This is a genomic window from Pseudomonas sp. 22085, assembly GCF_052045815.1.
In the GTDB taxonomy this organism is placed as follows: domain Bacteria; phylum Pseudomonadota; class Gammaproteobacteria; order Pseudomonadales; family Pseudomonadaceae; genus Aquipseudomonas; species Aquipseudomonas glycinae.
Map to the genome: position 1 here is coordinate 96427 of NZ_JBQEQA010000013.1, position 23967 is coordinate 120393.

At 61.4% G+C, this 23967-nt stretch carries 22 protein-coding genes; 11 read left to right on the forward strand and 11 right to left on the reverse strand.

Annotation, left to right across the window (positions count from 1 at the left end; all coding sequences use genetic code 11):
- Nucleotides 1-2: 2 nt before the first annotated feature.
- The 3 genes from dnaN to gyrB are packed head-to-tail and all read left to right on the forward strand — an operon-like array spanning nucleotide 3 to nucleotide 4647.
- Nucleotides 3-1106, forward strand: coding sequence for a DNA polymerase III subunit beta (gene dnaN / locus ACTJK7_RS17435; protein ID WP_440779347.1), 1104 nt, complete (start codon nucleotides 3-5; stop codon nucleotides 1104-1106).
- Between the two features lie 14 nt (nucleotides 1107-1120).
- Nucleotides 1121-2224 (forward strand): DNA replication/repair protein RecF, encoded by a 1104-nt coding sequence (recF, locus tag ACTJK7_RS17440; protein ID WP_003220208.1) that lies wholly within the window; start codon nucleotides 1121-1123, stop codon nucleotides 2222-2224.
- Nucleotides 2225-2229: 5 nt separating this feature from the next.
- Nucleotides 2230-4647 carry a DNA topoisomerase (ATP-hydrolyzing) subunit B gene (gene gyrB, locus ACTJK7_RS17445; protein WP_011331734.1) on the forward strand — a complete coding sequence of 806 codons (2418 nt, stop codon included), beginning with the start codon at nucleotides 2230-2232 and terminating at the stop codon, nucleotides 4645-4647.
- 62 nt (nucleotides 4648-4709) lie between these two features.
- On the opposite strand, the gene ACTJK7_RS17450 is transcribed toward gyrB, so the two are convergent.
- Nucleotides 4710-5426, reverse strand: a complete 717-nt coding sequence (locus ACTJK7_RS17450; RefSeq protein WP_440779345.1) for a response regulator transcription factor — start codon at nucleotides 5424-5426, stop codon at nucleotides 4710-4712.
- Nucleotides 5427-5592: 166 nt separating this feature from the next.
- On the opposite strand from ACTJK7_RS17450, the gene ACTJK7_RS17455 reads away from it, so the two are divergent.
- The gene (locus ACTJK7_RS17455) at nucleotides 5593-7134 is read left to right on the forward strand and encodes a sensor histidine kinase (RefSeq protein WP_440779344.1); all 1542 of its coding nucleotides are present in this window, start codon (nucleotides 5593-5595) and stop codon (nucleotides 7132-7134) included.
- A 157-nt stretch (nucleotides 7135-7291) separates the two neighbouring features.
- Here the strand turns inward: ACTJK7_RS17455 and ACTJK7_RS17460 are convergent, their stop codons facing one another.
- From ACTJK7_RS17460 to glyQ, 4 genes are all read right to left on the reverse strand, one after another.
- Entirely contained in the window at nucleotides 7292-8071 is a 780-nt protein-coding gene (locus tag ACTJK7_RS17460; protein ID WP_064379638.1) for a lysophospholipid acyltransferase family protein, read from the reverse strand.
- Between the two features lie 82 nt (nucleotides 8072-8153).
- A complete protein-coding gene (gene gmhB, locus ACTJK7_RS17465) occupies nucleotides 8154-8693 on the reverse strand; it encodes a D-glycero-beta-D-manno-heptose 1,7-bisphosphate 7-phosphatase (protein WP_164872121.1) in 540 nt (179 codons plus the stop codon).
- Nucleotides 8694-8697: 4 nt separating this feature from the next.
- A complete protein-coding gene (glyS, locus tag ACTJK7_RS17470) occupies nucleotides 8698-10752 on the reverse strand; it encodes a glycine--tRNA ligase subunit beta (RefSeq protein ID WP_064379634.1) in 2055 nt (684 codons plus the stop codon).
- A complete protein-coding gene (glyQ, locus tag ACTJK7_RS17475) occupies nucleotides 10749-11702 on the reverse strand; it encodes a glycine--tRNA ligase subunit alpha (protein ID WP_003187265.1) in 954 nt (317 codons plus the stop codon). The genes glyS and glyQ overlap by 4 nt, the downstream gene beginning before the upstream one ends.
- Nucleotides 11703-11783: 81 nt before the next feature.
- On the opposite strand from glyQ, the gene tag reads away from it, so the two are divergent.
- Nucleotides 11784-12341 carry a DNA-3-methyladenine glycosylase I gene (gene tag, locus ACTJK7_RS17480; RefSeq protein ID WP_064379633.1) on the forward strand — a complete coding sequence of 186 codons (558 nt, stop codon included), beginning with the start codon at nucleotides 11784-11786 and terminating at the stop codon, nucleotides 12339-12341.
- Between the two features lie 40 nt (nucleotides 12342-12381).
- Nucleotides 12382-13269, forward strand: a complete 888-nt coding sequence (locus ACTJK7_RS17485) for a lysophospholipid acyltransferase (RefSeq protein ID WP_108558879.1) — start codon at nucleotides 12382-12384, stop codon at nucleotides 13267-13269.
- A 51-nt stretch (nucleotides 13270-13320) separates the two neighbouring features.
- Here the strand turns inward: ACTJK7_RS17485 and ACTJK7_RS17490 are convergent, their stop codons facing one another.
- From ACTJK7_RS17490 to def, 5 genes are all read right to left on the reverse strand, one after another.
- The gene (locus ACTJK7_RS17490) at nucleotides 13321-13635 is read right to left on the reverse strand and encodes a tetratricopeptide repeat protein (protein ID WP_011331742.1); all 315 of its coding nucleotides are present in this window, start codon (nucleotides 13633-13635) and stop codon (nucleotides 13321-13323) included.
- A 175-nt stretch (nucleotides 13636-13810) separates the two neighbouring features.
- Nucleotides 13811-15187 carry a Trk system potassium transporter TrkA gene (gene trkA, locus ACTJK7_RS17495; protein WP_064379627.1) on the reverse strand — a complete coding sequence of 459 codons (1377 nt, stop codon included), beginning with the start codon at nucleotides 15185-15187 and terminating at the stop codon, nucleotides 13811-13813.
- Between the two features lie 22 nt (nucleotides 15188-15209).
- Nucleotides 15210-16520, reverse strand: coding sequence for a 16S rRNA (cytosine(967)-C(5))-methyltransferase RsmB (gene rsmB, locus ACTJK7_RS17500; RefSeq protein WP_440779341.1), 1311 nt, complete (start codon nucleotides 16518-16520; stop codon nucleotides 15210-15212).
- Entirely contained in the window at nucleotides 16517-17476 is a 960-nt protein-coding gene (gene fmt, locus ACTJK7_RS17505; protein ID WP_323150474.1) for a methionyl-tRNA formyltransferase, read from the reverse strand. Before fmt ends, rsmB begins: the two co-directional genes overlap by 4 nt.
- 56 nt (nucleotides 17477-17532) lie before the next feature.
- The gene (gene def, locus ACTJK7_RS17510) at nucleotides 17533-18039 is read right to left on the reverse strand and encodes a peptide deformylase (protein ID WP_039764933.1); all 507 of its coding nucleotides are present in this window, start codon (nucleotides 18037-18039) and stop codon (nucleotides 17533-17535) included.
- Between the two features lie 169 nt (nucleotides 18040-18208).
- Between def and ACTJK7_RS17515 the strand changes: the two genes are divergently transcribed.
- From ACTJK7_RS17515 to ACTJK7_RS17525, 3 genes are all read left to right on the forward strand, one after another.
- Nucleotides 18209-19234, forward strand: a complete 1026-nt coding sequence (locus tag ACTJK7_RS17515; protein ID WP_011331746.1) for a LysM peptidoglycan-binding domain-containing protein — start codon at nucleotides 18209-18211, stop codon at nucleotides 19232-19234.
- A 78-nt stretch (nucleotides 19235-19312) separates the two neighbouring features.
- Complete coding sequence (gene dprA, locus ACTJK7_RS17520; protein ID WP_108558885.1) at nucleotides 19313-20413, forward strand: DNA-processing protein DprA; 1101 nt, start codon at nucleotides 19313-19315, stop codon at nucleotides 20411-20413.
- 54 nt (nucleotides 20414-20467) lie between these two features.
- Entirely contained in the window at nucleotides 20468-21025 is a 558-nt protein-coding gene (locus ACTJK7_RS17525) for an L-threonylcarbamoyladenylate synthase (RefSeq protein WP_011331748.1), read from the forward strand.
- Between the two features lie 41 nt (nucleotides 21026-21066).
- Here the strand turns inward: ACTJK7_RS17525 and ACTJK7_RS17530 are convergent, their stop codons facing one another.
- Nucleotides 21067-22044, reverse strand: a complete 978-nt coding sequence (locus ACTJK7_RS17530; RefSeq protein ID WP_064379618.1) for an NADPH:quinone reductase — start codon at nucleotides 22042-22044, stop codon at nucleotides 21067-21069.
- 147 nt (nucleotides 22045-22191) lie between these two features.
- Here ACTJK7_RS17530 and hemF point away from each other — a divergent pair, with 147 nt between their 5' ends.
- Together hemF and aroE are read left to right on the forward strand one after the other, a co-directional pair.
- Entirely contained in the window at nucleotides 22192-23106 is a 915-nt protein-coding gene (hemF, locus tag ACTJK7_RS17535) for an oxygen-dependent coproporphyrinogen oxidase (RefSeq protein WP_007954079.1), read from the forward strand.
- A 9-nt stretch (nucleotides 23107-23115) separates the two neighbouring features.
- Complete coding sequence (gene aroE / locus ACTJK7_RS17540; protein ID WP_108558886.1) at nucleotides 23116-23937, forward strand: shikimate dehydrogenase; 822 nt, start codon at nucleotides 23116-23118, stop codon at nucleotides 23935-23937.
- Nucleotides 23938-23967: the final 30 nt, after the last annotated feature.

Genomic DNA, 23967 nt, shown 5'->3' on the forward strand with positions numbered 1-23967 from the left:
CCATGCATTTCACCATTCAACGCGAAGCCCTGTTGAAACCCCTGCAACTGGTCGCAGGCGTCGTCGAGCGCCGACAGACCTTGCCGGTACTGTCCAACGTGCTGCTGGTTGTCGATGGCCAGCAACTGTCGCTGACCGGTACCGACCTGGAAGTCGAGCTGGTCGGTCGCGTGCAACTCGAGGAGCCGGCTGAGACAGGTTCCATCACTGTGCCTGCGCGCAAGCTGATGGACATCTGCAAGAGCCTGCCGAACGATGCGCTGATCGACATCAAGGTCGACGAGCAGAAGCTGGTGGTGAAAGCCGGCCGTAGCCGTTTCACCCTGTCGACCCTGCCGGCCAACGACTTCCCGACTGTGGAAGAAGGCCCGGGTTCGCTGACCACCAGCCTGGAACAGAGCAAGCTGCGTCGCCTGATCGAACGCACCAGTTTCGCCATGGCCCAGCAGGACGTGCGTTATTACCTCAACGGCATGTTGCTGGAAGTCTCGACTGGTGTGATCCGCGCCGTGGCCACTGACGGTCACCGTCTGGCCATGTGCTCGATGCAGGCCGACATCGGTCAGCAGGATCGCCACCAGGTGATCGTGCCGCGCAAAGGTATTCTTGAACTGGCACGTCTGCTCACCGAGCCGGACGGCAACGTCAGCATCGTCCTGGGTCAGCACCATATCCGCGCGACCACCGGCGAATTCACCTTCACCTCGAAACTGGTCGACGGCAAGTTCCCGGACTACGAGCGCGTTCTGCCGAAGGGCGGCGACAAGCTGGTACTGGGTGATCGTCAGGCGCTGCGTGAAGCGTTCAGCCGTACCGCTATTCTGTCCAACGAAAAATACCGCGGTATCCGTCTGCAACTGGCCAGCGGTCAGTTGAAGATCCAGGCCAACAACCCGGAGCAGGAAGAAGCGGAAGAAGAAGTAGGCGTGGAATACAACGGCGGCTCCCTGGAAATCGGCTTCAACGTCAGCTATCTGCTCGACGTGCTGGGCGTGATGACTACCGAGCAGGTTCGCCTGATCCTGTCCGACTCCAACAGCAGTGCGCTGATGCAAGAGTCCGACAACGACGATTCGGCTTACGTTGTTATGCCGATGCGTCTGTAATCAGCTGACTCTGGATGTCTTTAAGTCGCGTCTCGGTCACCGCGGTGCGCAATCTGCACCCGGTGACCTTCTCCCCCTCCCCCCGAATCAACATTCTTTACGGCGCCAACGGCAGCGGCAAAACCAGTGTTCTGGAAGCCATTCACCTGCTGGGGCTTGCGCGTTCGTTTCGTAGCACACGGCTGTTGCCGGTCATCCAGTACGAGCAGCTGGCCTGCACCGTATTCGGCCAGGTCGAGCTCGCCGAGGGTGGCCACAGCGCATTGGGGATATCTCGTGACCGTCAGGGCGAGTTCCAGATCCGCATCGACGGTCAGAACGCTCGCAGCGCTGCGCAACTGGCGGAGATCCTGCCGCTGCAGTTGATCAACCCCGACAGCTTTCGCCTGCTGGAAGGCGCGCCGAAGATTCGCCGGCAGTTTCTCGACTGGGGCGTGTTCCATGTCGAGCCGCGGTTCATGGCCACCTGGCAGCGTTTGCAGAAGGCCTTGCGCCAGAGAAACTCCTGGCTGCGGCATGGTACACTTGACGCCGTTTCGCAAGCGGTTTGGGACAGGGAACTGTGCCAGGCCAGCGCTGAAATCGATGAATACCGCCGCGCTTATATCAAAGCCTTGAAACCGGTCTTTGAACAAACCTTGAGCGAACTGGTTGAGCTCGAAGGTTTGACGCTCAGCTATTACCGAGGCTGGGACAAAGACCGGGAATTGAGCGCCGTACTTGCCGGATCCGTGCAACGGGACCAGCAGATGGGTCATACCCAGGCCGGGCCACAACGGGCTGACTTGCGTCTTAGATTGGGCGCACACAACGCCGCGGACATCTTGTCCCGGGGCCAGCAGAAGTTGGTGGTCTGTGCATTGCGGATTGCCCAGGGGCATCTGGTGAGTCAGGCCCGACGCGGCCAGTGTATTTATCTGGTGGATGATTTGCCGTCCGAACTGGACGAGAGCCACCGTCGCGCGCTGTGCCGTTTGCTGGAAGACTTACGCTGCCAGGTTTTTATCACCTGTGTAGATCACGAATTATTGAGGGAAGGCTGGCAGACGGAAACGCCAGTCGCTCTGTTCCACGTGGAACAGGGCCGTATCACCCAGACCCACGACCATCGGGAGTGAAGGCATTGAGCGAAGAAAATACGTACGACTCATCGAGCATTAAAGTGCTGAAAGGCCTGGATGCCGTGCGCAAACGTCCCGGTATGTACATTGGTGACACCGACGATGGCAGCGGTCTGCACCACATGGTGTTCGAGGTGGTCGACAACTCGATCGACGAAGCCCTCGCCGGCCACTGCGACGACATCAGCATCATCATCCACCCGGATGAGTCCATCACCGTTAAAGACAACGGCCGTGGCATCCCGGTAGACGTGCACAAAGAGGAAGGCGTTTCCGCCGCCGAGGTCATCATGACCGTCCTCCACGCCGGCGGTAAGTTCGATGACAACTCCTACAAGGTATCCGGCGGTCTGCACGGTGTAGGTGTTTCGGTCGTGAACGCGCTGTCCGAAGAACTGGTCCTGACCGTTCGCCGCAGCGGCAAAATCTGGGAACAGACCTACGTCCACGGCGTGCCTCAGGCACCGATGGCGATCGTCGGCGACAGCGAAACGACCGGTACTCAGATTCACTTCAAGGCTTCCAGCGAAACCTTCAAGAACATTCACTTCAGCTGGGACATCCTGGCCAAGCGCATTCGTGAACTGTCTTTCCTCAACTCCGGTGTCGGCATCGTCCTCAAGGACGAACGCAGCGGCAAGGAAGAGCTGTTCAAATACGAAGGCGGCCTGCGTGCGTTCGTTGAATACCTGAACACCAACAAGACTGCGGTCAACCAGGTGTTCCACTTCAACATCCAGCGTGAAGACGGCATCGGCGTGGAAATCGCCCTGCAGTGGAACGACAGCTTCAACGAGAACCTGTTGTGCTTCACCAACAACATTCCGCAGCGCGACGGCGGCACCCATCTGGTGGGCTTCCGTTCCGCACTGACGCGTAACCTGAACAACTACATCGAGCAGGAAGGCCTGGCGAAGAAGCACAAAGTCGCCACCACCGGTGACGATGCCCGTGAAGGCCTGACCGCGATCATCTCGGTGAAGGTGCCTGATCCGAAGTTCAGCTCCCAGACCAAAGACAAGCTGGTGTCTTCTGAAGTGAAGACCGCGGTCGAACAGGAAATGGGCAAGTACTTCTCCGACTTCCTGCTGGAAAACCCGAACGAAGCCAAACTGGTCGTCGGCAAGATGATCGACGCTGCCCGTGCCCGTGAAGCGGCGCGCAAGGCCCGTGAGATGACCCGCCGCAAAGGCGCGCTGGACATCGCCGGCCTGCCGGGCAAGCTCGCTGACTGCCAGGAAAAAGACCCGGCGCTGTCCGAACTGTACCTCGTGGAAGGTGACTCCGCGGGCGGCTCTGCCAAGCAGGGACGTAACCGCAAGACCCAGGCCATCCTGCCGCTGAAGGGCAAGATCCTCAACGTCGAGAAAGCCCGTTTCGACAAGATGATTTCGTCCCAGGAAGTGGGCACCCTGATCACCGCACTGGGCTGCGGTATTGGTCGCGAAGAGTACAACATCGACAAGCTGCGCTATCACAACATCATCATCATGACCGATGCTGACGTCGACGGTTCGCACATCCGTACCCTGCTGCTGACCTTCTTCTTCCGTCAGTTGCCTGAGCTGATCGAGCGCGGCTACATCTACATCGCCCAGCCGCCGCTGTACAAGGTCAAGAAAGGCAAGCAAGAGCAATACATCAAAGACGACGACGCCATGGAAGAGTACATGACGCAGTCGGCCCTGGAAGATGCGAGCCTGCACCTGAACGAAGACGCCCCGGGTATTTCCGGTGAAGCGCTGGAACGTCTGGTGAACGACTTCCGGATGGTGATGAAGACCCTCAAGCGTCTGTCGCGCCTGTACCCGCAGGAGCTGACCGAGCACTTCATCTACCTGCCGGCCGTCAGCCTGGAAATGCTCGGCGACCACGCCAAGATGCAAGATTGGCTGGCCCAGTACGAAGTTCGTCTGCGCACCGTCGAGAAGTCGGGCCTGGTCTACAAGGCCAGCCTGCGTGAAGACCGCGAGCGTGGCGTGTGGCTGCCAGAGGTCGAACTGATCTCCCACGGCTTGTCGAACTACGTCACCTTCAACCGCGACTTCTTCGGCAGCAACGACTACAAGACCGTCGTCACCCTCGGCGCTCAACTGAGCACCCTGCTCGACGAAGGCGCGTACATCCAGCGCGGCGAGCGCAAGAAAGCGGTCACCGAGTTCAAGGAAGCCCTGGACTGGTTGATGGCTGAAAGCACCAAGCGCCACACCATTCAACGATACAAAGGTCTGGGCGAAATGAACCCGGATCAGCTGTGGGAAACCACCATGGACCCAAGCGTGCGCCGCATGCTGAAAGTCACCATCGAAGACGCCATTGGCGCAGACCAGATCTTCAACACCCTGATGGGTGATGCGGTCGAACCTCGCCGTGACTTCATCGAGAGCAACGCTCTGGCGGTGTCCAACCTGGATTTTTGATCCCGGTCGGCACCAACGAAAAGGCCAACGCACCAGCGTTGGCCTTTTTTATTGCCTGCAATTCACTCCCCCGCTGCCACACTCTCCAACCGATACCCATACCCGTAAATCGTCAGCAACTGCCAACCCCGATCCGCCGTCAGCCCGAGCTTGTTGCGCAGGCGATAGATATGAGTGTCCAGCGGTCGCGACGTGGACATTTCTTCGTGGGGCCAGAATCGTTCGTAAAGGTAATCCCGTGACAGCGGTCGGCCGAGGTTGCTGAACAGGCAATGGGCGAGGCGATACTCGCGCTCGGTCATGGCGATCGGTTTCCCGTCGCGGGTGACGGTCAGTTCGGCGTCGTCGAACACCAGGTCGTTGAAACGCAGGACGTCGGCCGGGGCGTTACGTTGCAGGCTGTGTCGACGCAGTACCGCCGCCACGCGGGCCTTCAGTTCATTGGGCCGAAACGGCTTGCTGACGTAATCGTCGGCCCCGGCATTCAGGGCCTGGACGATATCGCTCTCACCATCGCGGCTGGTCAGCATGATGGCCGCTGGCGGCGCTTCCATGTGTTCGCGGGTCCAGCGCAGCAGCGCCAGGCCAGTGAGGTCGGGCAATTGCCAGTCGAGGATCAGCAGGTCGAAGGTTTCCCGGCGCAACTGTCGCAGCAGGTCTTCACCGCTTTCGAAGCTGTGCAGTGACCAGGGCTGTCCTCCGGTCTCGGCCATTTGCTGCAGGGTCTGCTCGACCCGACGCAGTTCGGCGGGTTCATCGTCCAGTATCGCAACGCGCATACGCGGTAGTTCCTTGTCGCTCGGGCAATGGGTGCCGACCGGATCGGCTCACTCCATGCAGTGAAAGTAAGCGGCACGCCTTGGGGTGAGCCGCTATGATTCTTCGGGTCTACGTCCTCAGACCGGCCGCCTATGAAACCATTCAACCCGCCCTGCCCTGTTTCCCATGAATAACCAGCGCCGACATGAAAGCCGCGTACCCAGCCAGGTTCAGCGTTTGTTCCGGCAACTGGTGCGCGAGTGGGTGTGGATAAGTCTAGTGCTGTTGCCGCTGACTGCACTGCTTTCCTGGCGGGCGCAGATCAATTTGCATGACCCGGCGCCGTTGATGGGCGCAGGACTTTCGGTAGCCATGGTCGCGTGTGTACTTGGGTTGCTGCTGTGGCGCCCGCGACTGGCGTTATGGCTGACATTGGGCGGGATTGCCTGCGTGCTGCTGACCAGTGCAGGCCTGGCTGAAATGCGGCGTTGGTGGTCGCCGACGCCTGCGGCGCTGGGCATGTTGTTCGGCTATCTGATCTGGAACTGGCGTCGCTTGAGTGTGGTGCTCACCTACTTCGGCTGGGAGTTGGCGCGGCTGGACAGTGAACCGAAAGTCCTTCCCGAACGACGTCGGGCGCAGTTTCCCAGCGCCGACCGCTTGCAGGGGCAGATCATGGCGCTTGAGCAAGCCATGAGCCGCACCCGCGATACCCGCCGCTTCATTGCCGACGGGCTGGAGTATCTGCCGGTTGCAACCCTGATCAGCGATCCTCGAGGACAGGTCTTGTTGGGCAATCGCAAGGCACGGAGCCTGTTCGATCACAATCTGGTGGGCGAGGATGTCCTCGATCAACTGGCGCGCCTGGGCTATCCAGAGTTGTCCACAGAGCCGCGCCCGCCACTATCCGAGCTGCCTCTGCTGGAGTTCCGCGATCACAAGGAACGTAGCCTGCGCCTGGAACGCGCCGCGTTGTTGCCAGTGGATGGCGACATACCGATTGGCTGGCTGCTAAGTCTCACTGACCTGAGCGCCGAACGCGCCGCCGAGGAACAGCGCGGTGTGTTGCTGCGCTTCCTGTCCCATGACCTGCGCGCTCCCCACTCGGCGATTCTTGCCCTGCTTGAGGTACACCGGCATCAGACGGGGACGGATTCGCCGCTGTTCGAACAGATTGAACGACAGGTCCGTCGGGCGCTGGAACTGACCGATGGCTTCGTTCTGTTGGCCCGGGCCGAGTCCGAGGCGTATCAGTTCCAACCGAGTCTGTTCGGGATGCTGGTCATGGACGTTCTGGATCAGGCGTTGCCCATCGCTCAGCAAAAACGCATCGAGCTATTGAGCGACATGGACGAACAATCACAGGAGCGTCTGATTATGGCCGATCAGGGTTTGTTGACCCGCGCCCTGTTCAACCTGCTGGAAAATGCGATCAAGTACAGCCCGGCTGGATCCACAGTGAATCTGCATGTCAGTTGCGACAACGACTGGCTGCGGTGTGAACTGTCCGATCAAGGCAAAGGAATCGCTGCAGAAGAACTGCCTGACCTGTTCAGCCAGTACCGGCGGTTTTCCTCTGCGCAGGGTATCGATGGCGTGGGCCTGGGGTTGTCGATGGTCAAAGCCGTTGTGGATCACCATGGCGGCCGAATCGAATGCCTCAGCGTGGTCGATCAAGGCACGACGTTCCGTCTGGAACTGCCACTGATCGCTGAAGAGCAGGCATAAAAAAACCGGCTATATCAGCCGGTTTCCTTACTTCCGAAAAAAACTTATGCACCTTTTACGGTGATTTATCAGCTTCGGAAATATATAAGTAAATCAGTAAGTTAATTCGATAATTCGGGATTTTGCGAACAAACCGTACACAGGTTATCCACAAATCTCAGACAGCGATCTGATCGTTCGCAGCCGGTGCCTGGGGGGCCGGAGGCAGCGAGCCCATTTCTCGTTGCGTTTTCTCGTTCCACGCCTGCACCCGGTCATTCAGATCGGCGATGGCGCGCGGGCCACTGCCCTCGGCGTACATCGGCTCACCGATGACCACGGTAATCACACCCTGCTTTTTACCCCAACCGATTTTCGGCCAGAACTTGCCGGCATTGTGTGCGATTGGCAGCACCGGAAGCGCCGCATTCACCGCCAAGGCGCTGCCACTGCGGGAAAACTTGCCGATAGTGCCATGAGGAACGCGAGTGCCTTCCGGGAAGATCAGCACCCAGACATTGTCCTTGAGCAACTCATCACCTTTCGCCGCGACCTGCTTGAGGGCGGCTTTCGGGTTGTCGCGGTCAATCGCGATCGGCCGCAGCATGGCCATCGCCCAGCCGAAGAACGGCACGTAGAGCAATTCGCGCTTGAGCACCTGGCTCAAGGGCGAGAAATAGGCCGAAAGAAAGAACGTCTCCCAGGTGCTCTGGTGGTTCGATTGAATCACACAGGGACGGTCAGGCACGTTTTCCGCGCCTTTGACTTCGTAACGGATACCGAGGAACACCTTGGTCAACCACAAGGCACAACGGCACCAATACACGTTGATGAAACGATAGCGCGCCTTGAACGACAGAAAGGGCGCGATAAAAAAGCTCAGGCTGCACCACAGCAGGGCGGTGGTGCCCAGCAGCAGGTAAAAGAGGAAGATTCTGATGGCCTGCAGTATCGACATGGCGACGTTTACCGTTACGGGCAATGCCCGACTGTTCAAGCGCACTCCCGATCAATCCCTGGTCAGGAACTTCAGAAGCACTCTAGTTGTGGATAAGTTCTGCGGCAATCGCCGCGAGATCGTCAAAAATCAGGGTGCCCACCGGCAAGGTCTTGGCCTGAGTCTTTTCGCCTTTCCCGGTCTTTACCAAAACGGGCTGTGAATCGACGGCTTTGGCGGCCTCCAGGTCACCAAGGCTGTCGCCGACGAACCAGACATTCGTCAGCGCGACGTTGTAATGCTGCGCGATGGTTTTCAACATCCCCGGTTTCGGCTTGCGGCAGTCGCAACCCTCATCCGGCCCATGCGGGCAATACACGATCAGCCCGACTTCACCGCCCTGCTCCGCCACCAGTTCGCGCAGGCGCGCGTGCATGGCATCGAGGGTGGCGAGGTCGTAGTAGCCGCGAGCAATGCCCGACTGGTTGGTGGCGACCGCCACCGTCCAGCCGGCCTTGCTCAACTGCGCAATCGCCTCGATCGAGCCGGGCAGCGGAATCCACTCCTCTACCGACTTGATGTAAGCGTCGGAGTCGTAATTGATCACTCCGTCCCGATCGAGAATCAGCAGTTTCAACAGCAATCCCTCAACCCAGCAGCGAAATGTCGGCAACGCCCAGGAACAGACCACGCAGACGCGCCAGCAGCGCGTAGCGGTTGGCCCGCACATTGGCGTCTTCGGCATTGACCATCACCGCGTCGAAGAACGCGTCCACCGGCTCGCGCAGGGCGGCCAGGCGTGCCAGCGATTCGTTGTACTGACGTGCTGCGGCCATTGGCTGTACAGCCTGGTCCGCTTGCTGGATCGCCGAATACAGCGAGAACTCGTTGGCGTTGTCGAAGTACTTGGCCTGGACTTCGGTCGGCACCGAGCCTTCCACCTTGCTCAGCAGGTTCGACACACGCTTGTTCACCGCCGCCAGCGCTGCCGCTTCCGGCAGTTTGCGGAAGGCCTGAACCGCTTGTACACGCTGGTCGAAGTCCAGCGCCGAACCCGGCTTCAGGGCACGTACCGACAGGTAGGTGGCGACATCCACGCCTTCGTCTTCGTAACGGGCACGCAGACGGTCGAAGATGAACTCCAGCACCGCGTCGTTCAGGCCGGCAGCCTTGACCTTGGCACCGAACGCATTCACGGCGAACGCCACGGCGTCGTTCAGGTCCAGATCCAGTTGTTTCTCGATCAGGATCCGCAGTACGCCCAGTGCTGCACGGCGCAGGGCATACGGGTCTTTGCTACCGGTCGGCAGCATGCCGATGCCGAAGATGCCGACCAGGGTGTCGAGCTTGTCGGCGATGGCCACGGCCGCACCGGTCAGGGTGGCTGGCAGTTCAGCGCCGGCACCGCGTGGCATGTACTGCTCGTTCAGCGCCAGGGCGACGTCTTCCGGCTCGCCGTCATTGAGGGCGTAGTAGTAGCCGGCGACACCTTGCATCTCCGGGAACTCGCCGACCATTTCGGTGGCCAGGTCGCACTTCGACAGCAGGCCTGCGCGGGCAGCCCACGAAGCGTTGCCGCCGATGCGTGCGGCGATGTACGCCGCCAGTTTCGACACGCGCTCGGCCTTGTCGTAGACGCTGCCGAGTTTTTCCTGGAACACCACGTTCTGCAGGCGATCGTTGAAGGCTTCGAGCTTCTGCTTCTTGTCCTGCTTGAAGAAGAACTCGGCGTCGGTCAGACGTGGGCGAACCACTTTCTCGTTACCGGCGATGATCTGCTGCGGGTCTTTGGATTCGATGTTGGCCACAGTAATGAAACGCGGCAGCAACTTGCCGTCGGCATCCAGCAGGCAGAAGTACTTCTGGTTGTCCTGCATGGTGGTGATCAGTGCTTCCTGCGGCACGTCGAGGAAACGTTCCTCGAACGAGCACACCAGCGGCACTGGCCACTCGACCAGCGCGGTCACTTCGTCGAGCAGCGCCGGCGGCACGATCGCAGTGCCTTCCTGACGGGTCGCCAGTTCTTCGGTGCGTTTGCTGATGATTTCGCGACGCTCGTTGGCATCGGCCAGCACGTAGGCGGCACGCAGGTCGGCCAGGTAGCTCGACGGCGAACCGATGCGCACGCTTTGCGGGTGGTGGAAGCGGTGGCCACGGGATTCACGGCCAGCCTTCTGCGCGAGAATCGTGCAGTCGATGACCTGGTCGCCGAGCAGCATCACCAGCCATTGGGTCGGACGCACGAACTCTTCCTTGCGCGCACCCCAACGCATGCGTTTCGGGATCGGCAGGTCGTTTAGCGAGTCTTCGACGATGGTCGGCAGCAGGCTGGCGGTCGGCTTGCCGGCGATGTTCTGGCTGTAGCGCAGTTTCGGACCGCTCTGGTCGATTTCGCTCAGCTCGACGCCGCACTTCTTGGCGAAGCCCAGTGCCGCTTGAGTCGGGTTGCCTTCGGCATCGAACGCGGCCTGACGTGGCGGGCCGTCGAGGTTGATGCTGCGATCCGGCTGCTGGGTGGCCAGCGCGGTGATCAGCACAGCCAGACGACGCGGCGCGGCGTAGACGGTTTTGCTCTCGTAATTCAGGCCGGCAGCTTGCAGGCCTTTGTCGATACCGGCCAGGAACGCTTCGGCCAGGGTGTTCAGGGCTTTGGGTGGCAGTTCTTCGGTGCCCAGTTCAACCAGAAAATCTTGAGCACTCATTGTGCAGCCTCCAGCTTGGCCAGTACTTCGTCACGCAGGTCCGGGGTTGCCATCGGGAAGCCCAGCTTGGCGCGGGCCAGCAGGTAGGCTTGGGCGACGGAACGCGCCAGGGTGCGTACGCGCAGAATGTATTGCTGACGCGCGGTCACCGAGATCGCCCGGCGCGCATCCAGCAGGTTGAAGGTGTGCGAGGCCTTCAGGACCATTTCGTAGCTTGGCAACGGCAGCGGCTGGTCGAGTTCGATCAGGCGCTTGGCTTCGCTTTCATAGAAGTCGAACAGCTCGAACAGCTTGTCGACGTTGGCGTGTTCGAAGTTGTAGGTGGACTGCTCCACTTCGTTCTGGTGGAACACGTCGCCGTAGGTCACTTTGCCGAACGGACCGTCAGCCCAGACCAGGTCGTAGACCGAGTCCACGCCCTGCAGGTACATGGCCAGACGCTCCAGACCGTAGGTGATCTCGCCGGTCACCGGGTAGCACTCGATGCCGCCCGCCTGCTGGAAGTAAGTGAACTGGGTCACTTCCATGCCGTTCAGCCAGACTTCCCAGCCCAGACCCCAGGCGCCGAGGGTCGGCGATTCCCAGTTGTCTTCGACGAAGCGGATGTCGTGGACCAGCGGGTCCAGGCCGACATGCTTGAGGGAGCCCAGGTACAGCTCCTGGAAGTTGTCCGGGTTCGGCTTCAGGACGACCTGGAACTGGTAGTAGTGCTGCAGACGGTTCGGGTTTTCGCCGTAACGGCCGTCAGTCGGACGGCGGCTTGGCTGCACGTAGGCGGCGTTCCAGGTTTCCGGGCCGATGGCGCGCAGGAATGTCGCGGTGTGGAAAGTGCCGGCGCCTACTTCCATATCGTAGGGCTGAAGTACCACACAACCTTGCTCGGCCCAGTATTGCTGGAGCGCGAGGATCAAGTCTTGGAAGGTACGCACGGCTGGCGTAGGCTGGCTCACGAAATTCACCTGTTTCTTGGGCTGCGATTTAAAGAGCGGGAGTATACCCGATTCAGTCGCACCTCCACCCCCTGGAGCCTTATGCCACGCTGCTTTTGGTGCAACGAAGATCCGCTGTACATGGCTTACCACGATCAGGAGTGGGGTACGCCGCTACGCGATGCGCAGGGTTTGTTCGAGTTGCTTTTGCTCGAAGGGTTCCAGGCCGGGCTTTCGTGGATCACCGTGCTGCGCAAACGTGAGCGATATCGCGAGGTGTTGTTCGGCTTCGACGTACAGCGCGTGGCGCAGATGAGCGATGCGGAAATCGATCAATTGATGCTCGATCCGGGGATCATCCGCAACCGCCTCAAGCTCAACGCCGCCCGGCGCAACGCCCAGGCCTGGCTGGCGCTGGAAGATCCGGTGGCCTTCCTCTGGTCGTTTGTGGATAACCGGCCGGTGATCAATCATTTCAAGGATCGCAGCGAAGTCCCGGCCATTACCCCGCAAGCCGTGGCCATGAGCAAAGGCCTGAAAAAGGCCGGCTTCACCTTCGTCGGCCCAACCATTTGCTATGCGCTGATGCAGGCCTCGGGCATGGTCATGGATCACACCCAGGACTGCGACCGCTACGCGCAGCTCGCCAACGGCGGTTAGAATGGCCGCCTCGCGCACAGCACAAGATCAGGAGTGACCTGTGGAAAAGTTTAAAGGCGCCATGCTGGTTGGCGCTCTGCGGCTGTTTGCCCTGCTTCCGTGGCGGGCCGTGCAGGCCGTGGGTTCGGCGATCGGCTGGATCATGTGGAAAACCCCCAACCGTTCCCGCGATGTGGTGCGGATCAACCTGGCCAAATGTTTTCCACAGATGGCCCCGGCCGAACGCGAGCGTCTGGTCGGTCAGACCCTGAAAGACATCGGCAAGTCCCTGACCGAAAGCGCCTGCGCCTGGATCTGGCCGGCCCAGCGGTCCATCGACCTGGTGCGCGAAGTCGAAGGCCTCGAGGTGCTGAAAGAAGCGCTGGCCTCGGGCAAGGGCGTGGTCGGCATCACCAGCCACCTGGGCAACTGGGAAGTGCTCAACCACTTCTATTGCAGCCAGTGCAAACCGATCATTTTCTACCGGCCGCCGAAGCTCAAGGCTGTGGATGAATTGCTGCGCAAACAACGCGTGCAACTGGGCAACAAGGTCGCTGCGTCAACCAAGGAAGGCATCCTCAGTGTCATCAAGGAAGTGCGCAAGGGTGGTCAGGTGGGGATCCCCGCAGACCCGGAACCGGCCGAATCCGCCGGGATCTTCGTGCCGTTCTTCGCCACCCAGGCCCTGACCAGCAAGTTCGTGCCGAACATGCTCGCCGGCGGCAAAGCCGTCGGAGTGTTCCTGCATGCCCTGCGTCTGCCGGACGGTTCCGGCTACAAGGTGATCCTCGAAGCGGCGCCGGAAGCCATGTACAGCACCGACACCGAAACCTCCTGCGCAGCGATGAGTAAAGTCGTCGAGCGTTACGTGGCGGCTTATCCGAGCCAGTACATGTGGAGCATGAAGCGCTTCAAGAAGCGTCCGCCGGGTGAGGCGCGCTGGTACTGATCAGACCTGGGCAATTGTGGATAACCTGATCACACGGGTTATCCACAGCCGTCACGGCTTCTGCCGATCGAGCTTCTTCAGAAACACCGTCATTTCCTTCTCGGCCTGCTTGTCGCCATGGGCCCGGGCCGCTTCCAGCCCCTGCTCCCACGCCTGCCGCGCAGCCGTCAGGTCACCCAGCGCCAGTTGCGCCTTGCCCAGCAGTTTCCAAGCAGCCGAATACTTCGGATCGAAGCCGACACACCGCTGGAAATGCTCGGCTGCCTTCGCGTTTTCCCCCAAATCCAGATAACCCTTGCCGAGGCCGAAGCGCAGCAGCGAGTTATCCACACCCTTGGCGAGCATTTTTTCCAAGGATTCGATCATCGGTGGACTCCTTGCATGAGAAGTGTCAGGGCAGAATCATGGTGTTGCTGAAACCGCCATCGCTGGCAAGCCAGCTCTCACAGAACCTTCGTTTGTTCACAATTGCCATGTTCACCCGAGAACTATGTGGGAGCTGGCTTGCCAGCGATGGGGCCAGTGCAGTCAATGACGAAAATCAGAAGAAACTCAGGCCCACGTGGAACAGCTTCTCCACATCGCGAATATGCTTTTTATCCACAAGAAACAGGATCACGTGGTCGCCGGCGGCGATCACCGTGTCGTCGTGGGCAATGATCACTTCTTCATCGCGGATGATCGCGCCGATGGTGGTTCCCGGTGGCAGCGCGATGTTTTCGATGGCCTTGCCGATCACCTTGCTCGACTTCGAATCGCCATGGGCCACCGCTTCGATGGCTTCCGCCGCGCCCCGGCGCAACGAGTGCACGCTGACGATATCGCCGCGCCGCACGTGGGCCAGCAAGGTGCCGATAGTCGCCAGTTGCGGGCTGATGGCAATGTCGATGTCGCCGCCCTGGATCAGGTCGACGTAGGCCGGGTTGTTGATGATCGTCATCACCTTCTTCGCGCCCAGACGCTTGGCCAGCAGCGACGACATGATGTTGGCTTCGTCATCGTTGGTCAGCGCGAGGAAAATGTCCGCGTCGGCGATGTTCTCTTCCAGCAGCAGGTCGCGATCCGACGCGCTGCCCTGCAGCACCACGGTACTGTCGAGGGTATCGGAGAGATAACGGCAGCGCGCCGGGTTCATCTCGATGATCTTCACCTGATAGCGGCTTTCGATGGCCTCGGCCAGGCGCTCGCCGATCTGGCCACCGCCGGCGATGACGATGCGCTTGTAGCTTTCGTCGAGCCGGCGCATTTCGCTCATCACCGCGCGAATGTTCGCACGGGCAGCGATGAAGAAGACCTCGTCGTCCGCCTCGATCACTGTGTCGCCCTGGGGAAGAATCGGTCGATCGCGGCGGAAAATCGCGGCCACTCGGGTTTCCACATTCGGCATGTGTTCGCGCAACTGGCGCAGTTGCTGGCCTACCAGCGGCCCGCCGTAATAGGCGCGCACCGCGACCAGTTGCGCCTGGCCTTCGGCGAAATCGATCACCTGCAACGCGCCAGGGTGCTGGATCAAACGCTTGATGTAGTTGGTGACGACCTGCTCGGGACTGATCAGCACGTCGACCGGAATCGCTTCGTTCTGGAACAGTTGCTCCTCGCGGGTGAGGTACGACGCTTCGCGCACCCGGGCAATCTTGGTCGGGGTGTGGAACAGGGTGTGAGCAACCTGGCAGGCAACCATGTTGGTTTCGTCGCTGTTGGTCACCGCCACCAGCATGTCGGCGTCGTCGGCACCGGCCTGACGCAGCACGGTCGGCAGCGAGCCACGGCCCTGCACGGTGCGGATGTCGAGGCGGTCGCCAAGATCGCGCAGACGGTCGCCGTCAGTGTCGACCACCGTGATGTCATTGGCCTCGCTGGCCAGATGTTCAGCCAGCGAACCGCCGACCTGTCCCGCACCGAGGATGATGATTTTCATCCAGTCACTCCGTTGAATCCGTTTAGCCGCGCGCGGCAGCGATCTTGATCAGCTTGGCGTAGTAGAACCCGTCATGCCCGCCCTGCTGGGCCAGCAATTGGCGACCATGAGGCTGTTTGATTCCGGCGGTGGTAGCCAGATCCAGCTCCCGGGCGCCCGGCGTGCGCTCAAGAAACGCGCCGATGACTTCGGTATTTTCGGTCGGCAAGGTCGAGCAGGTGGCGTAGAGCAGGATGCCGCCCACTTCGAGGGTTTTCCACATCGCGTCGAGCAACTCGCCTTGCAGTTGCGCGAGGGCGGCGATGTCGTCGGCCTGACGGGTCAGCTTGATGTCTGGGTGACGGCGGATTACTCCGGTGGCCGAGCATGGCGCGTCGAGCAGGATGCGCTGGAACGGTTTGCCGTCCCACCAGGCTGCCGTGTCGCGACCATCGGCGGCGATCAGTTCGGCGTTCAGGCCGAGACGCTCGAGGTTTTCCTTCACTCGTACCAGACGCTTGGCTTCCAGATCCACCGCCACCACGCCGGCCAGCGCCGGTTCGGCTTCGAGGATGTGGCACGTCTTGCCGCCCGGTGCACAGCAGGCGTCCAGCACTCGCTGGCCCGGCGCGAGGTCGAGCAGGTCGGCGGCCAGTTGCGCGGCTTCGTCTTGCACGCTGATCCAGCCTTCGGCGAAGCCCGGCAGGCTGCGCACGTCGGCGGCGGCCTCCAGCACGATGCCGTCGCGGCTGAAAGTGCACGGCTGTGCGGCGATACCGGCTTCAGTCAGCAGACTCAGGTACGCGTCACGGCTGTGATGACGACGGTTGACCCGCAGGATCATCGGCGGATGCGCGTTGTTGGCTTCGCAGATGGCTTCCCATTGCTCAGGCCAGAAGGCCTTGAGGGATTTTTGCAGCCAGCGCGGGTGAGCGGTGCGCACCACCGGATCGCGTTCCAGTTCGGCGAAGATCGCCTCATGTTCGCGCTGGGCATTGCGCAGTACGGCATTGAGCAGACCTTTGGCCCATGGCTTTTTCAGCTTGTCGGCGCAACCGACGGTTTCGCCGATGGCGGCGTGTGGCGGGACGCGGGTGTAGAGCAGTTGATAGAGACCGACCAGCAGCAGCGCCTCGACATCGGCGTCGGCCGCCTTGAACGGTTTCTGCAGCAGTTTTTCCGCCAGCGCCGACAAGCGTGGCTGCCAGCGCGCGGTGCCGAACGCCAGATCCTGGGTGAAGCCGCGATCGCGATCCTCGACCTTGTCCAGTTGCGTCGGCAGGGAGCTGTTGAGCGAAGCCTTGCCACTGAGAACAGCGGCGAGTGCCTTGGCGGCGGCCAGACGTGGGTTCATTGTGCGTCCACCGCTGCACCCAGCACGATGCCGGTGGCGAATTTCTCACGACGGCTGTTGAACAGATCGCTGAAGTTCAGCGCCTTGCCGCCGGGCAATTGCAGACGGGTCAGGCACAGCGCCTGTTCGCCACAGGCGACGATCAGTCCGTCCTTGCTGGCGCCGAGGATGGTGCCCGGTGCGCCTTTGCCTTCGGCCAGTGTCGCCGCCAACACTTTCAGCGCTTCGCCGTTGAGCGTGCTGTGGGTGATCGGCCATGGATTGAAGGCGCGGACCAGACGTTCCAGCTCAACGGCCGGGCGGTTCCAGTCGATGCGTGCTTCGTCCTTGTTCAGTTTGTGCGCGTAGGTGGCGAGTTCGTCGTTCTGCACTTCGCCTTCCAGGGTGCCAGCGGCCAGACCGGCAATCGCCTGCACCACGGCAGGTGGGCCCATTTCGGCGAGACGGTCATGGAGGCTGCCACCGGTGTCTTCGGCGCTGATCGGGGTCACGACTTTAAGCAGCATCGGCCCGGTATCGAGGCCGGCTTCCATGCGCATCACGGTCACGCCGCTCTCGGCGTCGCCCGCTTCCACGGCGCGCTGGATCGGCGCCGCACCGCGCCAGCGTGGCAGCAGCGAGGCGTGGCTGTTGATGCAACCCAGGCGCGGAATATCCAGCACTGCTTGCGGCAGGATCAGGCCGTAGGCGACCACCACCATCAAGTCAGGCTTCAGCGCAGCGAGCTCGGCCTGAGCGTCAGCATTGCGCAGGGTCGGCGGCTGCAACACCTGGATATTGTTTTCCAGGGCGAGCTGTTTGACCGGGCTCGGCATCAGTTTTTGCCCACGCCCGGCCGGGCGATCCGGTTGGGTGTAGACCGCAACGATCTCGTAAGGGCTGTCCAGCAGGGCCTTGAGGTGTTCGGCGGCGAATTCCGGGGTGCCGGCAAAAACGATGCGCAGTGGCTCAGTCATGGGGGAGTCTCATAAAAAGAAAAAGGCTTGCCGCAGCAAGCCTTTGGAGAGGGGCATCAAGCGTTCTGGCGGTGCTGCTTTTCCAGTTTCTTCTTGATCCGGTCGCGTTTGAGCGTGGACAGGTAATCGACGAACAACTTGCCGTTGAGGTGGTCGCATTCGTGCTGGATGCACACCGCGAGCAGGCCTTCGGCGATCAGTTCGTAAGGCTTGCCGTCACGGTCCAGAGCCTTGATCTTGACCTTCTGCGGGCGGTCGACATTTTCGTAGAAGCCCGGCACCGAGAGGCAGCCTTCCTGGTATTGCTCCATTTCGTCGGTCAGCGGTTCGAACTCGGGGTTGATGAACACCCGGGGTTCGGTGCGGTCTTCGGAAAGGTCCATCACGACGATACGTTTGTGCACGTTGACCTGGGTCGCGGCGAGGCCGATGCCCGGCGCTTCATACATTGTTTCAAACATGTCATCGACCAGCTGACGCACTTCGTCGTCCACTACAGCCACAGGTTTGGCGATAGTGCGCAGACGCGGGTCCGGAAATTCGAGGATGTTCAAAATGGCCATAAGCTTGATTGCTGCACGTGTGAGGTAAAGTCGGGCGATGGCCTGGCGGGTCCGAAGATGCAGGCTACCGTTGTGAAACGTAGCTCCTTGATTTTCAGCATAGAGCAGGGAGCGAGCCACGGGGGCTCTGGCGTTTCACGCGAACGCACATAATAAAGGGATTCACCGCATGAGGAAATCACTACTCGCCCTGCTGTTTCTGGCCTCGGCCGGCGCCGCGCACGGGCAAGTGCAACTCAAGGAAGGTTTTCCACAGCAATACACGGTGGTTTCGGGGGATACGCTCTGGGACATCTCCGGTAAATATTTGCGCGAACCCTGGCAGTGGCCACAGCTGTGGCGGGCCAATCCGCAGATCGAAAACCCCAACCTGATCTACCCCGGCGACACACTGACGCTCAGTTACGTCAACGGTCAGCCGCGCCTGACCGTCAATCGCGGTGAGTCGCGCGGCACCATCAAGTTGTCGCCGCGCATCCGTACCAGCCCGGTGGCCGAGGCGATTCCGAGCATTCCGCTCAAATCGATCAACAGCTTTCTGCTGAGCAACCGCATCGTCGACAAGGTCGAGGACTTCGACAAGGCGCCGTACATCGTCGCCGGCGATGCCGAGCGGGTGCTCAGCGGCACCGGCGACCGGATCTTCGCCCGTGGCCATTTCGACCCCAATCAGCCGGTCTACGGCATCTTCCGCCAGGGCAAGGTCTACACCGATCCGCAGACCAAGGAGTTTCTGGGGATCAACGCCGACGACATCGGCGGCGGCGAAATCGTCGCCACTGAAGGAGACGTCGCCACCCTCGCCCTGCAACGCACGACCCAGGAAGTGCGCCTCGGCGACCGCTTGTTCAGTGGCGAAGAGCGTTCGATCAACTCGACCTTCATGCCCAGCGCTCCCACCACTGACATCAACGGCCTGATCATCGATGTGCCGCGCGGCGTCACACAAATCGGCGCGATGGACGTGGTGACCCTGAACAAGGGCAAACGCGACGGCCTGGCCGAGGGCAACGTACTGGTGGTGATGAAAACCGGGGAAACCGTGCGTGACCGGATCACCGGCCAACCCCTGAAAATCCCCGATGAGCGCGCCGGCTTGCTGATGGTGTTCCGCACCTACGACAAACTCAGTTACGGCCTCGTGCTGAACGCATCGCGCTCGCTCGCGGTGCTGGACAAGGTGCGAAATCCTTAGCTGCTTCACAAGTTACCAACAGAGTTATCCACAGCTTGTTCCGAAAGGTTCGGGCCTTATAACGATCAAGGATGATCCATGATGATGCCTGTCTCTGCGTCGGTTTCCCCGGCGGAACTGGAAGCGCGCCTGCGCCTGCACCGCTTGCCGGAAATCGGTCCCAAACGTTTTGCCAAACTGCTCGAAGCCTTCGGCTCTGCCTCCAAGGCAATCAGCGCGCCGGCCAGCGCCTGGCGCTCGTTGGGTTTGCCGGCGGCTTGTGCCGAGGCCCGGCGCTGTCCTGAAGTTCGCGACGGCGCCAGCCACGCATTGCGCTGGCTAGAGCGTGCGGGTCAACATTTGCTGATGTGGGATCACCCGGATTACCCGGCCTTGCTGGCGCAGATTCCCGACCCGCCGCCCCTGCTGTTTGTCGCTGGCGACCCGCGGATTCTGGAAAAACCGCAACTGGCGATGGTCGGCAGTCGACGTGCTTCACGCCCTGGCATGGACACCGCCACTGCGTTTTCCCGCAGCCTCGCCGGGGCCGGGTTCGTTATCACCAGCGGTCTGGCGCTGGGCATCGATGCGGCGGCGCATCAAGCCGCTGTCGACGTCGGCGGGCAGACGGTCGGCGTGCTGGGTACTGGCCTGGAAAACTTTTATCCACAGCGCAATCGGCGGTTGGCGGACGTGATGATTGCGTCCGGCAGTGCGGTGGTTTCGGAATTCCCTCTGGACACCGGGCCGGCGGCCAGCAACTTCCCAAGACGCAACCGGATCATCAGCGGTTTGTCCCTCGGCGTGCTGGTGGTCGAGGCCAGCGTGGCCAGCGGTTCGTTGATCACCGCGCGGCTGGCGGCGGAACAGGGCCGCGAGGTGTACGCCATTCCGGGTTCAATTCATCACCCAGGCGCTCGCGGCTGTCATCAACTGATCCGTGACGGAGCCGTTTTGGTGGAAACCATTGAGCATATTCTCGAAGCCCTGCGCGGCTGGCAGCAGTTGCCGCTGTCCGCCTCCGCGCCGGATCCCGATCACCCTCTGCTGGATCTGTTGCACGCCGCGCCGCACACCAGCGAGGGCCTCTCCGACAGCAGTGGCTGGGCATTGCCCAAAGTGCTGGCGGCATTGACCGAACTGGAGATGGATGGCCGCGCCGTTTGCGAAAACGGCCGCTGGTTTGCACGCGCAAGCTAGGTTTTACATTGAAGATCGGTAAACTGCGCGAAACCTGTTTGCGGAGAGTTTTTCATGGTCAACAGTTGGCGTGTGCAACAAGCCGCACGAGAGATTCGCGCCGGGGCGGTGATTGCCTATCCAACCGAAGCCGTCTGGGGGCTGGGGTGCGATCCTTGGAATGAAGAAGCGGTGGATCGTCTGTTGGCGATCAAGAACCGTTCGGTGGACAAGGGGTTGATCCTGGTCGCCGACAACATTCGTCAGTTCGATTTTCTGTTCGAGGATTTCCCCCAGGACTGGATCGACCGCATGGCCAGCACCTGGCCCGGCCCGAACACCTGGCTGGTGCCGCACCAGAACCTGCTGCCGGAGTGGGTGACCGGGGTGCATGACACCGTGGCGCTGCGGGTCAGCGATCATCCGCAGGTGCGGGATCTGTGCTCGCTGGTGGGACCGTTGATTTCGACGTCGGCCAATCCGCAAGGGCGGCCGGCAGCGCGCACGCGCTTGCGGGTCGAGCAGTATTTCCGTGGTCAGGTCGATCTGGTGCTCGGCGGAGCGCTTGGCGGTCGCAAGAACCCGAGTCTGATTCGGGATCTGGCCACCGGCAATATCGTGCGCCCGGCCTGAGGTCGGGTGCTTTCAATCGCCGGCTTGCCGGCGATGACGCCTTAAGGCAGTAAAACAGTCGAACCTGTCGTGCGCCGCGCCGACAGCTCGGTTTGCGCTTTCGCCGCGTCAGCCAGTGGATAACGCTGGCTGATGTCCACTTTCAGCTTGCCGCTGGTGATCATCCCGAACAGCTCATCCGCCATGCGTTGCAGGTTCTCGGCGTTGTTGGCGTAGGTCGCCAGCGTCGGCCGGGTGACGTACAGCGAACCTTTTGCCGCGAGAATACCGAGGTTCACCCCGTCCACCGCACCCGAGGCGTTGCCGAAGCTCACCAACAGGCCACGGGGCGCCACGCTGTCCAGCGACGCTGGCCAGGTGTCCTTGCCGACGCCGTCGTAGACCACCGGGACTTTTTTTCCGTCGGTCAACTCCAGTACCCGTTGGGCGACGTTTTCGTGGCTGTAGTCGATGGTTTCCCAGGCGCCGTGGGCCTTGGCCAGATCGGCTTTGGCTTTCGAGCTGACGGTGCCGATCAGCTTCACGCCCAGGGCCTTGGCCCATTGGCAGGCGAGCAAACCGACGCCGCCGGCCGCTGCGTGGAACAGAATGGTTTCGCCACCCTTGAGTTCATAGGTCTGGCGCAGCAGGTACTGCACGGTCAGGCCCTTGAGCATCACGCCGGCGGCGGTTTCGAAGCTGATGACGTCCGGCAGGTGCACAAGATTCGCTTCCGGCAGAACGTGGACGTCGCTGTACGCGCCCAACGGGCCGCTGCCGTACGCCACACGATCACCGACCTTGAACCGGGTGACCTCGCTGCCCACGGCCTCGACGATACCGGCGCCTTCCGCACCCACGCCCGACGGCAAGGCCGGTGGCGCGTACAGGCCGCTGCGGTAGTAGGTATCGATGAAGTTCAGGCCGATGGCCTTGTTGCTCACGCGAACCTGCTGCGGACCGGGTTCGGCCGGTTGATAGTCAACGTACTCGAGCACTTCGGGGCCGCCGTGGGCGCGGAACTGGATTCGCTTGGCCATCTGCCTACTCCTTGGGTCATTCGGGAAGGTCCCTATCGAACGCTCATGCTTGATCTTCGTCAACTGCGGCGTGCCGGTTTGCGATGGTATGCTACGCGCCCATTTGCGCGGGGCGCCGCGCAGTTCCGCCCGATCCAAGGTGAAGCCATGACGACCCGCACCGACGCCGTAAAGGCCTATCTGCTCGACCTGCAAGACCGCATCTGCGCCGCGCTGGAAACTGAAGACGGCGGCACGCGCTTCGTCGAAGACGCCTGGACCCGTCCGGCCGGCGGTGGCGGTCGGACCCGGGTGATCGAGAACGGCACAGTGATCGAAAAGGGCGGCGTCAACTTTTCCCACGTCTTCGGCAGCGGTTTGCCACCGTCTGCCAGCGCCCATCGGCCGGAGCTGGCCGGGCGTGGTTTCGAAGCCCTCGGCGTGTCGCTGGTTATTCACCCGCACAATCCGCATGTACCGACGTCCCACGCCAACGTGCGTTTTTTCATCGCCGAGAAGGAAGGTGAAGAGCCGGTCTGGTGGTTCGGCGGTGGCTTTGACCTGACCCCGTATTACGGCAACGAAGAAGACTGCATCCATTGGCACCGCGTCGCAGAGCAGGCTTGCGCGCCGTTCGGCCCGGACGTCTACCCGCGCTACAAGGCCTGGTGCGACACCTACTTCCACATCAAGCATCGCCACGAACCGCGCGGCATCGGCGGCCTGTTTTTCGATGACCTGAACGAGTGGGATTTCGACACCAGTTTCGCCTTCATGCGCGCCATCGGCGATGCGTACATCGACGCTTACCTGCCAATCGTGCAGCGCCGCAAGAACGACGCCTTCACCGCCAAACAGCGCGAGTTCCAGGAATTCCGCCGTGGCCGCTACGTCGAGTTCAACCTGGTTTACGACCGTGGCACCCTGTTCGGCCTGCAATCGGGCGGGCGTACCGAATCGATCCTGATGTCGCTGCCACCGCAAGTGCGCTGGGCCTACGACTGGAAAGCCGAGCCGGGCAGCGAAGAAGCGCGCCTGACCGAGTACTTCCTGCAAGACCGCGACTGGCTGGCCCAGGCCTGAGGACTTCTGATGGATCGTTACGTCGTTTTCGGTAACCCGATCGGCCACAGCAAGTCGCCGATGATTCACAAACTGTTCGCCGAACAGACCGGGCAAAGCCTCGACTACAGCACCCTGCTGGCGCCGCTCGACGATTTTTCCGGCTGCGCCACGGCGTTTTTCCAGGAAGGTCGCGGTGCCAACGTGACCGTGCCGTTCAAGGAAGATGCTTATCGCCTGGCCAACAGCCTGACCGCCCGCGCCGAACGCGCGGGTGCGGTGAACACTCTGAACAAACTGGCTGACGGCAGCCTGCTCGGCGATAACACCGACGGCGCCGGGCTGGTGCGGGACCTGACGGTCAACGCCGGGTTCAGCCTCGCCGGCAAACGCATTCTGCTGCTCGGTGCCGGTGGCGCGGTGCGCGGTGCACTGGAGCCGTTGCTGGCGGAGAAACCGGCCTCGGTGATCATCGCCAACCGCACGGTGGACAAGGCTGAGCTGCTGGCCGAACTGTTCTGCGATCTGGGACCGGTGTCGGCCAGTGGTTACGACTGGTTGCGCGAGCCGGTGGACGTGATCATCAACGCCACGTCTGCCAGCCTCACCGGCGACGTGCCGCCGATTGCCCCAAGCCTGATCGAGCCGGGCAAGACCCTGTGCTACGACATGATGTATGGCAAGGAACCGACCGCGTTCTGCCGTTGGGCCAGCGAGCACGGCGCAGGCGTGGTGATGGATGGCTTGGGGATGCTGGCGGAGCAGGCTGCCGAGGCGTTTTTCCTGTGGCGTGGCGTGCGTCCCGACACGGCGCCAGTGCTGGCTGAGCTACGCCGCCAACTGGCACTTTAAAAGCATCGCTGGCAAGCCAGCTCCCACAGG